The organism is Kitasatospora sp. NPDC057936 (assembly GCF_042887525.1).
Taxonomy (GTDB): Bacteria; Actinomycetota; Actinomycetes; order Streptomycetales; family Streptomycetaceae; genus Kitasatospora.
The window spans coordinates 60529-74778 of record NZ_JBHVPD010000045.1; the positions used below are offsets into that span (position 1 = coordinate 60529).

Here is a 14250-nt window from a genome sequence, read left to right on the forward strand (position 1 = left end):
TTCCCCTCGCGCGGCCCCCGCCCCGGCCGCGGCCCCCCCTGGTGCGCCGCGCGCCCCCCGGCGGCGGGGGGGGGGGGGGGGGCGCCCCCCCCCCCCCCCCCCACCACCGTGTCCGCGGGAAGCCGCCGCCGAAGCCGAAGGGGCCCGGCCGGACACGGGCCGGCTCAGGACGCGGCCAGGGACTCCAGTCCGTCGAGGCTGTCGTCGGTCACCTTCGCGAGGCCCGTGCGACGGGCGAGGGCCAGGGCCCGGGTCCAGCAGTCCCGGGCGGCGCCGGTCCGTCCGGAGCAGGCGTGCACGGTGGCGGTCGTGTACAGGGCCACGGCGGCGGCGCTGCGGTCCCCGAGCGCCTCGGCCAGGGCCTCCAGGGCCTCCTGCTCCCGGCCGAGCGCGGCCAGGGACGCGCCCAGGCCGGTCAGCGTCGTGGGCACCACGGAGGGCAGTTCGCGGCGGAACACCGCCCCTGCCGCCCTCCGCCCTGTCTCCCTCCCGCCCGCCCCGCCCGCCGTCACCCCGGACACCGGCTGGGGTGCCTGAGCGCGCCGAAGGACCCAGCCCGCCCGCACGGCACCCGCGGCTACGCGGGCACCGTGCGCAGCAGCGCGTCCGCCAGTTCCCGGGGGCGGCTGAGTGCGGCCAGGTGGCCGCCGGGGATCTCCTCGATCTCCAGGCCCAGCCGCTCCCGGACGATCCCGCGCTGGAACTCCAGGGGGAAGAAGCGGTCCTCCCGCCCCTGGAGGAAGCGGGTCGGCACCTGCGGCCAGCGCGTCAGCGGCCACGGCTGGGCGAACAGCGCGGAGGGCGGCGGCGAGCCGCCGGCGGACAGCGCCTCCTCGGTCACCTCGGCCGGGACGTCGTGGAAGAAGTCGGTCCGCAGGTCGAACCCGGGATCGGGGCCGCGCCCGGTGGCCGCCGCGTAGTCGGAGCGGGCCTCGGCCTGGCCGGTGTCCTCCCACCACTGCCCGGCCGTTTCCCCGGGGGCCGGGACCATGGCGTTGAGCAGCACCAGCTCGGCGACGGGCACCGGCAGCCGCCCGCACACCAGCGGAGCCGAGAAACCCGCGAGGGACTGCGCCACCAGGACCAGGGGAGTGGCGAGGCCGGCGTGCCGTTCCACCGCCGAGACGATCGCCTGCGCGAACTCCTCCAGGCCCGCCGAGTCGTCGCCCGGCAGGTCCATCGTGACCACGTCGTGCCCCCGGTCCCGCAGCTCGGGCACCAGCCGGTGCCAGAACCAGGCCCGGCCGTCGGCCCCGGGAACGAGTGTGAAGGTCGCCATCGCGGTCCTCCTCCTTGCGGGTCGCCACCCGCACGCCTCCTGCGTGCCCTTCGACGCTATCGGGCGCCACCGACACCGGCCCGGTCGGCGCCGGCCGGGACGAATTGCCGAGGTTGTCCGGGGTGTCGGTGAGGGGCGGGCAATCCGCATTGATGTGTGATCCGCATTGATGTCCGATTCACAGCATTCACCCGGTTGGCTGGATTCATCCTGCGGCGTTATCGGGATTGGTCTTGACCATTGCCCGGCGTGCTTGGCATGCTGGCAACGGCCGTAACCGATCATGGGTTCACGTGGTTCACGTGGTTCGGGCCGTGGATCGGGTACGTGTCACATCGTGAGACGGGGGACGAATGGGCGAGTGGTCGCCGGGGGCGGCGCGGCACGGCCGGTGCCGCGCGGTCGAATGACCGTCGAATAGTCCGTCTCGCGATCCGAGAACCCGTCGGTGCTGGTCGAGGGCAGTGGAAATGCCCCGCCGAGGGCACCGTTGCAAGCTTTTGCGGTATCCCCCCACATTTTCCTCCGTGGTGCACCGGGCTGCCGAAAAGTGCGGTGGGCCGATTTCGCCTGCCCGCTTTTCCGGCCGTCTCCCGCATGCGTATTTGGTGGATTGCCAGAGAATTGGAGGTCTGCGTCAGACGTGCAAGGAAATCTGATCACCCAGGAGTCCGTGGCGGTCGCCGACGCGCCCCGGGGCGCGTCCGCGGGCCGCGCCGACGAGCTGTGGGCCCGGGTGGCCCTGCCGCCGGCGTCGCCCGAGCCGCCCGCCGAGCCCGTCGCCGCCCCGGGCCTGCGCCGGGCCCTGTCGATGGTGGACGAGGGCGTGTTCACCAGCCGCGCCAACCGGGCCTGCGGCTCGTACGTGGCGCGGGCGGTGCCGTCGGCCGGGGCCGTGTACCCGTACGAGTTCGCCGTCCTCGCCGTGGAGGACGGGGTGCCGACGGCCTACCGGCTCGACGCCGACCGCCGCATCTGCGCCCGGCTGGCCGCGGGGGAGCGGGTCGCCGCCGCGCTGGCGGCGTCCGCGCTGGCCGTCCCGGACGACGGCGGAGCCCTGGTGGTCACCCTCACCCGGCCCTGGCTGTCGATGCGCAAGTACGGCGACCGCGGATACCTGTACACCCAGCTCGACGCGGGCCACGCGGCCGCCAACCTCGTCCTGGCCGCGGCCGGCCGCGGGGCGCGGGGGACGCTGCGGCTGCGCTTCCCGAGGGAACCCCTCTCGGAGCTGCTGGAGGCGGGCGAGAACCACCGGGAGATCCACTCCGCGGTCCTGGTGCCGGCCGCCGCGGACACGGCGGGCGCGGCCGACGGGCCGTGGACCCGCTGGACGGTGCACGACAGCACCGACCGGGACCTGCGCGGGCCCACCTGGCGGTCGTGGCTGGAGAGCGCGTGCTGGGACTCCCTCGCCGTGTGGCCCGAGCACCCCGGCTCTCCGGCACCCCGCACCGCGCCCGCTCCACTGGCACACATCCGGACCGACCGTCAGACATCGCCCGGCGAAGGCGGCCTGGGGGAGCGGAGCGGATGGCCGGAGCTGATCGGGACGCGCGTCTCCAGCAAGGCGTTCACCGGCGAACCCGTCTCCGCCGACGCCGTCTGGCGGGCGGTCTCGGCCCTGTCGACACCGCTGGAGACCGACCTGCCCGGCATCTCCCCGCTGTCCGCCACCCTCGTCCTGCGCTCGACGACCGAGCCCGGGCGGGACGCGGTGTACCGGCTGGACACCGGTGAGCGGCAGCCGGGCCGGCTGCCGTCCACCGACGAGGTGGCCCGGGCCTGCATGCAGCAGCGCGCCCTCGCCGGGGCCGGCGCCGTCCTGCTGCTGCACGTGCCGCGCACCTCGCTCGCCGGCGCCGGCTCGGCCGCCGGCGCCGAGAGCCTGCGCGAACTCGCCTTCCGCTGCGGCGCGTTGGGCCAGTTGCTCTACCTCGGCGCGAACCGCGCGGAGGTCGGGGTGACCGCCATCGGCGGCTTCGACTCGCCGCTGTGGCGCACGCTGGCGGGGCTGCCGGAGGACGACGAGATCCTCTACGCCCTGCTGCTCGGCCGCCCGGACGACTCGGGCGTCAAGTTCGACCGGCTTGCCACCGCGCACGCCCAGAACGAGCGGTGAACCCGATGAACCCCGTCCTTCCCGGTGTCCTCACCGAAGTCCTCGCCCGCCACGGCGACCGCGTCGCCGTCACCGACGCGGGCGGATCGCTGCGCTACGCCGAACTCGCCGACCGGGCCCGCGCCGCCGCGGAGCGCATCGCCCGCTTCGACGTACCGGACGAGCGCGCCAGGGTCGGCCTCTACGCCACCAACTCCGCGGACTACGTGGTCGGTTACCTCGCGGTGCTGTTCGCCGGCGGCGTCCCGTTCCTGGCCGACTCGGCCTTCGGGCCGTTCGAACTCTCCCGGATCGCTGAGGACTGCGGGCTGGACCTGCTGATCCACGCCCCGGGCGCGGACGTCGACGCCATCGTGGACGAAACCCCTCCGGGAGACGGCGAGTTCGGCGCCCTCACGGTCAGCCGGGTGCGCCGCTCCGAGACCCCCCGACCGCAGCTGCTGGACGACACCGAGGTCTGCCGCTTCACCTCCGGCTCCACCGGACGGCCCAACTGCATCGAGTTCTCCGGCGCGGCGGTGTCCGCGGCGGCCGCCAACTGGGTCAAGGGAACCGGCCTCTCGGCCGAGGACCGGATCGCCTGCTTCGCCGCGCTCTCCAACGGCCTGGCCTTCAACACCTCGCTGCTGGCGGCCTTCCTGCCGGGCGCCTCGCTGCACCTGTCGCACGGCCTGCCCACCGCCACCCGCGTCGTACGGCTCCTGGAGAGCACCGCCGCCACCCGGCTGGTGGCCTTCCCCGCGCTGTACGAGTCGATCGTGCGGCGCGCGCCGAAGGAGGGCTTCGCCGGCGTGCGCACCGCGATCTCCTCCGGCGCCCCGCTGCGCGAGAGCGTCCGCGAGGAGTTCACCCGGCTCACCGGCGTGCCCGTCCACAACTACTACGGCGTCGCCGAGACCGGTCCGCTGACGTTCGCCGCCGACGGCGCCGGCAGCGGGCTCGGGGCACCCCTGCCCGGTGTGCGGCTGCTCGCCCCGGAGGAGGGCATCCGGGTCCGGAGCGAGTCGATGGGCTCGCGCTACCTCAACGCCCCCGGCGTCTTCGAGGAGCGCGTCGACGCCGAGGGCTACTACCGCACCGGCGACCAGGGCCACCTGGTCGACGGCGCGCTCCACCTGACCGGACGCACGAGCCGGCTGGTCAACGTGGGCGGGCGCAAGATCGACCCGATCGAGATCGCCGAGGTGCTGCGCGGAGCCCCCGGAGTGCTGGACGCGGTCGCCTTCGAGGCCGAGAACCAGCACGGCGAACCGACCCTGGCCGCCGTCGTCGCCGTCGAACCCGGCGTCACCGCACAGTCCCTGCGCGCCCACTGCGCGGCCACGCTCCCCGCGTTCAAGGTGCCCGGAATCCTCCGCCCGGTGGACAGCATCCCGGCGAACTCGATCGGCAAGCCGTCCATCGAGCGCCTGCGGCGGCTGCTCACCGAGCCGTCCCCCGGCAACTGACCTCCAAGACCCCAAAGAACCCCACGACCCCCAAGACCCCTTACGAGACACAGGAATTCCCCATGGACAACACCGCCCTGCGCGCCAAGATCCTCGAACTCGCCATCGCGGCCGGGGACGGCAGCGTCTCCGCCGACGAACTCGCCGGAGCCGACTACTCGCTCCGCGACGTCGGGTACTCCTCGCTCTCCTACATGCGCCTGATCGACAGCATCGAGAACGAGGTCGGCGTCTACCTGGACCCGGAAGCGCCCATCGAGCACTACGAGTCCATCGACTCCGTCACGGCCCTCGTCGTCGCCAGCGGCATCGGCGCCGATGCCTGAGGCGCCGACGCCCGGGACCCCGACGCCCGAGGCGCCGACGGCCAGGCAGCCCCGCCCCACCATCGGGATCGTCGGCCTCGGCCGGCTCGGCTCGGCGCTGAGGTCGCTCTGCGAGGCGGACGGGACGAGGGTCACCCTCACCGCCACCCGCCGCGGCGGCTGGGCCGCCGAGGCCGTCCCGGACGTCCTCGTCGACGCCAGCGCGCCCGACGCGCACCCCGAGGTCCTCGACTACTGCGCCACCCGCCGGGTCCCGCTCGTCGCCTGCGTGTCCAACCTGACGGACACCCAATGGAAGGCGCTGGCGGAACTGGCCGAGGAGGTGCCGGTGGTCCGGGCCACCAACCTCGCCTTCGGCCACTACCTCCAGGTGCGCATCGCCGAGCTCACCGCCGCCCTCACCACGGGCCGCTTCGAGGCGACCACCACCGTCCGGGAGCGCCACCCGCTCGGCAAGGCGCACCGGCCGAGCGCCACCGCGCTGGCACTGGCGGACACCTGGGCGCGGGCCGGCGGCCCGGCGGTGGCCGACATCTCCGACGAGCGGGCCGGACTGCCCGTCAGCGAGCACGAGCTGACCCACACCTGGGACGGCGAGGCGCTGCACGTGCGCCACCACGTCGGCAGCTGGACGGTGCCCGCCCGGGGCGCACTGGCCGCCGCCGCCTGGGCCCGCACCGCGTCCCCCGGCCTGGTCACCATGCGCACGGTCTTCGACGAACTGACCACCCCCACACACCCGACCGCCCCGGCACACCCGACCGCCCCGGCACACCCGACGGGCCCCGCAAACCCGACGGCCCCCACACACCCGACGACCCCGACCGCGAGGAGCGCGACATGACCACCGCCGAACCGGTGCCGCCGACCCCGGCCGAACGCCGGCTCGTCCTCCAGGTGGCGACCGGCGCCCGGATGCTCTCCCTCGACGGCCACGACGACTTCAACCAGGGCCAGATCTCCGCCCGGATCCCCGGCCGCGACGAGTTCTTCATCAAGAACGCGCTGGTGGGCTTCGACGAGGCCACCCCGGAGAACGTCGTGCGCTGCCCGGTGGACCACACCCTGCCCGCGCCGCCCCTGGCCCCGCCGGAACTGCCGCTGCACCAGGCCATCTACCGGGCCCGCCCGGACGTCAACGGCATCGTCCACAGCCACGCGCCCCACACCCTGCTGTTCGGCGCCACCGACCTGCCGATGCGCCCGATCTCGCACGACGGCGCCTACTTCCGCGACCGCATCGGCCTGTTCACCGAGACCAGCAACACCGTCCTCGACATCGAGACCGGCGACCACATCGCCAGGGACCTCGGCGAGCACCCGGCCGTCCTGCTGCGCAACCACGGCGGCGTGATCGTCGGCAAGAGCGTGCGGCACGCGTCCGTCTTCGCCCAGGTGCTGGAGCGGGCCTGCCGGCTCCAGCTGACGGCCGAGGGCACCGGCGTCCCGTACACCTGGTCCACCGAGCGGGACGTGGCCGCCAAGCAGGACTTCATCTACGCCGACCTCTCCGTGCGCTCCTACTGGGACTACGCCGTCCGCAAGGTCGCCCGGCACTGGCCGGAGACCGCCGCCTGGGGCCTGGCCTGACCCAGGGCGTGCCCCAACCCCGCCCACCCCACCCGAACACCCACGGAGGTCGTCCGTTGAAGGTCCAGCGCATCCTGCCCACCGAGGAGGCGGCCGATCTGCTCGGCCTGGTCCGGGAGCTCGCGGCCGGTGAACTCGCGCCCCGCATCGCCGAGTTCGAAGCGGCCCACGAGTTCCCCCGGGAGATCGTGCGCACCCTGGGCAAGGCCGGGCTGCTGAGCCTGCCGTACCCCGAGGAGTACGGCGGCGCAGGCCAACCCTACGAGGTCTACCTCCAGGCGCTGGAGGAGATCGCCTACCACTGGTTCGCGGTGGCCGAGGCGGTCAACGTGCACAACCTCGCCTGCTTCGGCACCGCCGCCTACGGCACGCAGGCGCAGCGCGAGGACCTGCTGCCCGGCATGCTCAGCGGTGAACTCCTGGGCGCCTACTGCCTGTCCGAGGCGGAGGCCGGTTCGGACGCGGCCTCGCTGACCACCCGCGCGGTGCGCCAGGACGACGGCTACCGCGTCACGGGGACGAAGGCGTGGGTCACCCACGCCGGGCACGCCGACTTCTACAACGTGTTCGCCCGCACCGGCGGCCCGGGGGCCCGGGGCCTGTCCTGCCTGGTGGTCCCCGGCGGCACGCCGGGCATGGTGGTGCACGAGCCGGAGCGCAAGCTCGGCGTGTGGGCCAACCCCACCGCCCAGGTCGGCTTCGAGGACGTCCGGGTGCCGGCCGAGCGGCTGATCGGCCGGGAGGGCAAGGGCTTCCTGATCGCGATGGGCGCCCTGGACTGCGGCCGGCTGGGCATCGCGGCCTGCGCGGTCGGCATCGCCCAGGCCGCCGCCGACTACGCGGTGCGCTACGCCAAGGAGCGCCGCCAGTTCGGGCAGCGGATCATCTCCTTCCAGGGCGTCGGCTTCATGCTCGCCGACATGGCCACCCAGATCGCCGCGGCCCGGGCGCTCACCCTGGCCGCCGCCCGGCTGAAGGACGCCGGCCGGCCGTACTCGCTGGAGGCGGCGAAGGCGAAGCTGTTCGCCACCGACGTGGCGATGAAGGTGACCACCGACGCGGTGCAGGTGCTCGGCGGCGCCGGCTACGTCGCCGACCACCCGGTGGAGCGCTGGATGCGCGAGGCCAAGCTGCTGCAGATCGTCGAGGGCACCAACCAGATCCAGCGCATGGTCATCGCCCAGGGCCTGGACTAGGGCTTGTCCTGAAGCCGTCCCCACACCCCCCGCCCCCACACCCCCCGCCACCACGCACCGCCTCGCACGAGGCAACCGAAGGGAAGTTCGGAACACGATGACCACGGTCGAGGAACGGACCATCACACTGGACTCCGCGAGGTCCGGAACCGGCCCGGCCACCTGGGGGCAGCGGGCGATCTGGGGGGTCGTCACCCGGCTGGGCGACGACGCCCCCCGGTACAACCTGCGGCTCGACCTGCCCCTGACCCCGCCGCGCCCCGCCGCCCGCGTCCTCGCGGACCTGGCGGAGCTGCTGCGGATGCACGACAGCCTGCACACCAGGCTGCTGCCGGCCGGCGAGGACGGGCTGGAGCAGGTCGTGGACGGCAGCGGCGAGCTTGCGGTGGCGGTGCGGACGTGCTCCGCGCAGCAGGCCCCGGCCGTCGGCGCGGCCCTGATGGAGGAACTGGCGGGCCGCCCCTTCGACCACGTACGCGAGTGGCCCTTCCGGGTCGGCCTCGTGGAGTGCGAGGGCCTGGTCCACCGCCTGGTACTGGCGGCCTCGCACACCGCGATGGACCTGTGGGGCGAGGGACGGATGCTGCGCGACCTCGCCCTGATCGAGGCGGGGGAGCGCGCCGAGGACCTGCTGCGCTCGCGCCCCGCCCTCCAGCCGCTGGAGGCCGCCGCCGTCCAGGCCTCGCCGCTCGGGCGCCGCCGCGACGAGGGCGCCCGCCGCTACTGGTGCGAACGGCTGGCCGCCGGCCCCCGGCAGATCTTCCGGGAGCCCGCCGCGCCGGAACTCAGGGTCACCGACCCCGGCCGCCTGTTCCCCAACGCGCTGCTGCGCTCGCCCGCGCTGGCCGTGGCCGTCGAGCAGGTGGCGGCGGACCTCGGGGTGAGCGACGCCGCGGTGCTGCTGGGCGCGGCCTCCCACCAGCTGGCCCGGATGTCCGGCAGCGGCGACGTCCTGTTCCAGGTGGTCGTGAGCAACCGCTTCCAGCCGGCCGCCGCCGAGTCGGTCAGCACGATGGCGCAGGAGGCGGTGTTCCTCCTCACCGACGCCGACCAGGACTTCGCGGACGCGGTGCGCCGCACCCGGTCCGTCTCCTTCAGCGCGTTCCGGCACGCGGGCTACGACAAGTGGGCGCTGGAGCGGGAGGTGGCACGGCTGGTCGAGCGCGGCGAGGCGGGTGACCACTCGTACTGGTGGAACGACACCCGGGACCCGGGCAGCGGCCCGTTCGACACCGTCGAGCGCCCGAAGGCACCGCTCGGCGAACTGGCCGCGCATACCGAACTGAGCTGGCCGACGGACTTCCTGCCCCGTACGAACGTCTCGATCGCGGTGGACGTGCTGACCGCCCCCGGCGTCCTGGAGCTCGCCATGACCGCCGACCCGGCGATCATCACCCGCGCGGGTATGGAGCAATTCCTGCGCGGTGTCGAGCAGTTGATCGTCACCGCGGCGCTCGCCCTGGGGGAGGAGTGAGCGCGCGCTACGCGGGAATCGCCTGGACGGGCGCGGGCTACGAGGTCGAGGTCGTCGACGGCGCCGGCCGCAGGGCGGCCGAGCCGAGCCGCTGGGGCGCCGCCGAGGTCGCCGAACTCATGGCCTGGATCAGGGAGTTGGGCGGCGACGGCCGCGTGCCGGCCGTGGTGCTCGACAGCACCAACGGCCTGCTCGACGGCCCGATGACGGCGGCCGGCCTGGAGGTGTTCCGCGCGGACCCCTGGGTGCTGCCGCCCCGGCCGGGATTCGGCTCCGTCCCGGCCGCACGCCTGGCGGAGCAGGCCTGGAGCGCCCCCGGCACGCTGGCGCGGGTGACCGCCGAGGGCGGCAGCCTGACCGGCCGGGCCGAGGAGTACCACGAGGTCGTGCTGCGCACCGAGCCGATCCGGACGGCGATGACGGCCGCCGGACGCTGCTTCGAGCACGGCCGCCGGGACGTTGCCCGGGTCGCGCTCACCTTCGACGACGGCCCCGATCCGGTGCACACCCGGCGGGTGCTGGAGATCCTGGACCGCTACCGCGTCCGGGCGACGTTCTTCTGCGTCGGCCACCACGTCACGGCCCTGCCCGACGAGGTGCGCCGGATCGCCGCGGCCGGCCACGAGGTGGGCAACCACTCCTGGTCCCACCCGTACCTGCCGGACCTGACACCGGACCAGCTGCGCGAGCAGCTCGACCGCACCACGGAGGCGGTGGCCCGGGTCACCGGCACGGCCCCCACCCGGTTCCGCCCGCCCTACGGCGCGCTGAGCCCCGAAGGCCTCGCCGCCCTCGACGAGCACCCGACCGCCCTCACGCTGTGGGACGTCGACTCCCGCGACTGGTCCAGACCCGGGCCGGAGCGCATCGCCGCCACCGTCCTGGAGTCCGCCGGACCGGGCTCGGTGGTGCTGATGCACGAGGGCGCCGGCGACCGCGGCCAGACCGTCCAGGCCCTCCCGGCCATCATCGAGGGCCTGCTCGACCGCGGCCTGGAACCGGTCACCGTCGGGGAGCTCGACCCGCCGCCCGTCACCCGACCCTGAACACCACGACCGACAGCTGGAGCAACGACACACCATGACAGATCAGTTGGCAGACCACACCACGGCGGCGCCCTCGAAGGCCCCGTCGGCAGGGGAGCAGGTGTCCGGGGAGCCGGCGATCTGGTCCCGCAACTTCCGCTACTACTTCACCGCCCGCAGCGCGGGCCTGCTCAGCTGGGCGATGCTCCCGGTCGCCGTCTCGGCCGGCCTGCTCAGCGGCGGCTACGGCCTGGACACCGCCGGCTACTCGATGGCCTTCCTGGTGGGCCCGTTCGCCGGCCTGGTGCTGTTCGGCGGCGTCCTCGCCGACCGCTTCACCGCCCGCCGCATGATGATCGCCGCCGACCTCGCCAACCTCGTCGCCCACACCCTCCTCGCGTTCCTGTTCATCCACGGCATCGACCACCTGTGGCAGCTGTACACCCTGCTCGTGGTGGCCGGCACCGCCAACGCCATGTTCCAGCCCGGCGCCTCCTCGACCGTCCCCCTCGTCTCCCGCGACGTCCAGGGCGCCAACGGCGTCCTGCGCACCTCCGAGGCCCTCACCGGCCTCGGCGGCCCGGCCCTGGCCGGCGCCCTCGTCGGCCTCGGCGCCACCGGCTGGGTCATGGCCATCTCCGCCCTCGCCTACGCCACCAGCGCCACCTGCCTGTTCGTCCTTCGCCTGGGCGCCGTCCCCGCCCCGCCGGCCGGCGAGAGCCTGTGGCACAACCTCGCCGTCGGCTGGCACGAATTCCGCTCCCGCAGCTGGTTGTGGGGCGTCATCGTCATCTGGATGGTCTTCGCCGTCCTGTCCTGGGGCCCGCAGCTGTCCGTCGCCGCCGGCGTCATCGTCCCCGAGCACGGCGCCACCGCCTTCGGCCTCCTCAACTGCGCCCTCGGCGCGGGCACCGTGGCGGGCGGCCTGATCGCCATCCGCTACAAGCCCGAACGCCCCCTGGCCGCCGGCGCCGCCGCCATGCTCGCCTACCCCCTCTACCCCCTCGGCATCGTCCTGGACTGGCCCGTCTGGCTGCTCGCCGCCGCCCAGCTCGGCGTCGGCGTCGGCGTCGGCATCTGGGGCGTCATGTGGGCCACCAGCGTCCAGACCCAGGTCCCCGGCGAGGTCCTCAACCGCGTCCACGCCTACGAGGTCGCCGGCTCCGTCGGCATGTACCCCATCGGCAGCGCCCTCGCCGGCCCCGCCGTCGGCGCCTTCGGCACCGACCGGGTCCTCCAGGTCGGCGTCGTGGTGGCCCTCTGCACCGCCGCCGCCCTCCTCCTCACCCGCCCCATCCGCAACCTGCGCCGAGTCCCCGCCCAAGCCTGACCACCCCGTCACCCGCACGGCCGCTGACCTGCTACTGTTCTTCCCGTCGGGAGGAAACGATCTCCCGAACAGGCGTCAGCGGTGCTACCAGAGCACGTCCTACTTTCAGTAGGAAGAGTCCGTGCGACCCGGGCCTGGCGCTCCATCACCGGACGAGGTCCGGCACCCACCAGGGTGCCGGGCCTCTTTCGCGTCCCTCCCCGAGTACCGTTGCGGCCGGTCGGCCAAGGGCGGAAAAAGATCTCGTCACCGTCCTGTCACAGCCGCCCGCCTGAGGAACCGACGGCGCAACGGCGGTGTGTACGGGGCAGGTGCCGGTACTGGACCGGTACCACTCGATCCTTCGGGGGAGACATGCAGCAGAACACGCAGTACGCGAAGAAGGCCCTCAGACCCGCGGTTGCCGTGGTCTCGGCCGCCGCGGCAGCCCTGGTGATCACGGCCTGCGGACCGGGGGACGACCAGCCCGCCACCACCGCGGCCCCGTCGTCGGCGGCGACCGCCCCGACCGCGCCGAGCACCACGCCCGCGGCCCCGGTCAAGGGCGCCACGCCCTCGGCCGCCCCCGTCACGGCCGCCGCGTCGTCCACGCCGTCCGGCGCGGCGGCGCCGACCTGCACGCCCGGCGACCTGAAGGTGGACGCCCACCAGGCGAAGCAGCGTCCCAACGGCACGGGCATCGGAGCGGCGATCGTCGCCTTCACCAACGGCTCCGCGCACCCGTGCACGCTGGAGGGCTTCCCGACGGTGGCCGGCGCGGCCAACGGCTCGCCGGACCACAACGCCCCGCTCGCCGTGACCCACACCGGCTCCGCGGCGCCCGTCAAGCTGGCCCCGGGCGGCAAGGCCTGGGTGAAGCTCACCTTCGTCCAGGTCCAGGGCGAGGCCGACGGCTACTGCGTCTCGGGCGCCACACCGGTCGCCTACCCCACCCTCGTGCTGGGCCTGCCGGGCGGCGCGGGAGCACACCAAGTGGCTCTGGACGACGGCCTGTTCGCCGAGTGCGACAACAAGGTGACCACCACCGCCCTGCTGGCCACCAGCCCCTCCTGACGCACACCGAGCGCGAGCCAGGCCGCGACCCGTCGGCCTGGTCCCGCACCCGCGCACCCCGTCGGCGCTGCGGCGCACCCCGTCAGCCCCGGGTGAACACCCGCCCGTCGAGGTCGTGGAGCCGCTCGGCCCGCGCCGGGCGCGGTCAGCGCCCGCCGAGGGTGAAGCAGAAGCCGTCCCAGCCCTCGGCGACGTCGGCGGGCCTCGCGGCGGGAAGGCCCGCGGCCCGGGCGGCGTCCCGGACGACGTCCGGCCCGACGTGGCCCTCCCGGCCGGACTCGGGGATCAGCAGCCAGATCAGGCCGCGCTCCTCGACCCCTCCCACTTCGTCGAGCGCGTAGGCGAGCAGGTCGGTGAGCTCGCCGTCCTCGGCGCGGAACCACAGGAGCACGGCGTCCATCACGCCCTCCAGGTCCAGGTCGAGGAGGCCCTGCCCGGCGACCGAGTCGACGCTGTCGTGCAGGCCCTGGTCGATGTCGTCGCCGTAGCCTTCCTCCCGGACGACCATGCCGTGCTCGAACCCGAGCCGCAGGGCGCGGTCGCCGCGCTCCTCCTCCGACGTCGCCATTCGCTGTTCCTTCCCGCCCCGGGGCGCCGACCGCCCCGCAGGCGAGCAGCCAACCAGACGCGTAGGACACCCCGGGTGTGCGGGCCCCGGGAAGCCCACTGTCCAGGGAGTGGAATTGCGCCCGCGGGCGGCGGTGCGCGCGACACCGTGGACACCATGATCCTTCAACCGGAGACCGACGACCTCGCCGCCTACCTCGCGGCGGACGAGGTGATCGACCACGAGCACCCCGAACTGCGGCGCCTGGCCGCCGAGCTGGCCACACCCGAGGCGGCCTTCCACCACGTGCGCGACCGGGTGTGGCACTCCGCCGACGCGGGCGCGTACAGCGGGGCGTTCCGCGCCTCCGAGGTGCTGGCCGCGCGCAACGCGATCTGCCACGGCAAGTCCCACCTGCTGGCCGCACTCCTGCGGGCCCAGGGTGTGCCGGCCGGCCTGTGCTACCAGCGCCTGGAGGACGGCGAGGGCGGCTTCGTGCTGCACGGCCTCAACGCCGTGCACCTGGACGGCCGCTGGTCGCGCCTGGACGCCCGGGGCAACCGCGAGGGCGTGGACGCCCGGTACGACCTGGAGACGGAACGGCTGGCCTGGCCGGTCCGCCCGGAGCTGGGCGAGCGCGACTACCCCGGAGTCTTCGCCGCCCCGCCCGCCCCGCTGCTCCGGGCGCTCGCCCGGGCGGTGCCGGGCGAGTCCGGCTACGGCTACCTCCCGGGCGAACTCCCGGACTGAGCGGACGACCGCCGTGCCCGGGGCGTGGCGCGCCCGGGGTGGTGCCCGTCCGGCGCCGGGCACGGCGGGGCCCGGGCCCGGGGGCACTGGGGGCCTGCCCGGGGGGGTGG

Annotated in this window: 14 protein-coding genes; 11 read left to right on the forward strand and 3 right to left on the reverse strand. The window is 74.5% G+C overall.

Annotated elements, in window-relative coordinates:
* Positions 1-164: 164 nt before the first annotated feature.
* Together ACFVU9_RS23345 and ACFVU9_RS23350 are read right to left on the reverse strand one after the other, a co-directional pair.
* Positions 165-458: a hypothetical protein gene (locus ACFVU9_RS23345; RefSeq protein ID WP_387596127.1), complete on the reverse strand. Its 294-nt coding sequence runs from the start codon at positions 456-458 to the stop codon at positions 165-167.
* Between the two features lie 119 nt (positions 459-577).
* A complete protein-coding gene (locus ACFVU9_RS23350) occupies positions 578-1279 on the reverse strand; it encodes an alpha/beta fold hydrolase (protein WP_380495970.1) in 702 nt (233 codons plus the stop codon).
* 643 nt (positions 1280-1922) lie between these two features.
* Between ACFVU9_RS23350 and ACFVU9_RS23355 the strand changes: the two genes are divergently transcribed.
* From ACFVU9_RS23355 to ACFVU9_RS23400, 10 genes are all read left to right on the forward strand, one after another.
* Positions 1923-3401, forward strand: coding sequence for a nitroreductase family protein (locus ACFVU9_RS23355; protein WP_387596130.1), 1479 nt, complete (start codon positions 1923-1925; stop codon positions 3399-3401).
* A gap of 5 nt (positions 3402-3406) precedes the next feature.
* A complete protein-coding gene (locus ACFVU9_RS23360; protein ID WP_387596133.1) occupies positions 3407-4849 on the forward strand; it encodes a class I adenylate-forming enzyme family protein in 1443 nt (480 codons plus the stop codon).
* A gap of 62 nt (positions 4850-4911) precedes the next feature.
* On the forward strand, positions 4912-5175 hold the full coding sequence (locus ACFVU9_RS23365; protein WP_380446824.1) for a phosphopantetheine-binding protein: 264 nt from the start codon (positions 4912-4914) through the stop codon (positions 5173-5175).
* Positions 5168-6019, forward strand: a complete 852-nt coding sequence (locus tag ACFVU9_RS23370; RefSeq protein WP_387596137.1) for a dihydrodipicolinate reductase C-terminal domain-containing protein — start codon at positions 5168-5170, stop codon at positions 6017-6019. The genes ACFVU9_RS23365 and ACFVU9_RS23370 overlap by 8 nt, the downstream gene beginning before the upstream one ends.
* The gene (locus ACFVU9_RS23375; RefSeq protein WP_380446819.1) at positions 6016-6765 is read left to right on the forward strand and encodes a class II aldolase/adducin family protein; all 750 of its coding nucleotides are present in this window, start codon (positions 6016-6018) and stop codon (positions 6763-6765) included. The genes ACFVU9_RS23370 and ACFVU9_RS23375 overlap by 4 nt, the downstream gene beginning before the upstream one ends.
* Before the next feature lie 56 nt (positions 6766-6821).
* Entirely contained in the window at positions 6822-7961 is a 1140-nt protein-coding gene (locus ACFVU9_RS23380) for an acyl-CoA dehydrogenase family protein (RefSeq protein ID WP_380505857.1), read from the forward strand.
* A 97-nt stretch (positions 7962-8058) separates the two neighbouring features.
* The gene (locus tag ACFVU9_RS23385; protein WP_387596141.1) at positions 8059-9435 is read left to right on the forward strand and encodes a condensation domain-containing protein; all 1377 of its coding nucleotides are present in this window, start codon (positions 8059-8061) and stop codon (positions 9433-9435) included.
* The gene (locus ACFVU9_RS23390; RefSeq protein WP_387596144.1) at positions 9432-10481 is read left to right on the forward strand and encodes a polysaccharide deacetylase family protein; all 1050 of its coding nucleotides are present in this window, start codon (positions 9432-9434) and stop codon (positions 10479-10481) included. Before ACFVU9_RS23385 ends, ACFVU9_RS23390 begins: the two co-directional genes overlap by 4 nt.
* A 34-nt stretch (positions 10482-10515) precedes the next feature.
* Positions 10516-11790 (forward strand): MFS transporter, encoded by a 1275-nt coding sequence (locus ACFVU9_RS23395; protein ID WP_387596147.1) that lies wholly within the window; start codon positions 10516-10518, stop codon positions 11788-11790.
* 354 nt (positions 11791-12144) lie between these two features.
* The gene (locus tag ACFVU9_RS23400; RefSeq protein WP_380442730.1) at positions 12145-12843 is read left to right on the forward strand and encodes a DUF4232 domain-containing protein; all 699 of its coding nucleotides are present in this window, start codon (positions 12145-12147) and stop codon (positions 12841-12843) included.
* Positions 12844-12988: 145 nt separating this feature from the next.
* On the opposite strand, the gene ACFVU9_RS23405 is transcribed toward ACFVU9_RS23400, so the two are convergent.
* Positions 12989-13411, reverse strand: coding sequence for a DUF3052 family protein (locus tag ACFVU9_RS23405; protein ID WP_387596150.1), 423 nt, complete (start codon positions 13409-13411; stop codon positions 12989-12991).
* 156 nt (positions 13412-13567) lie between these two features.
* On the opposite strand from ACFVU9_RS23405, the gene ACFVU9_RS23410 reads away from it, so the two are divergent.
* Positions 13568-14140: a transglutaminase family protein gene (locus ACFVU9_RS23410; RefSeq protein ID WP_387596153.1), complete on the forward strand. Its 573-nt coding sequence runs from the start codon at positions 13568-13570 to the stop codon at positions 14138-14140.
* Positions 14141-14250: the final 110 nt, after the last annotated feature.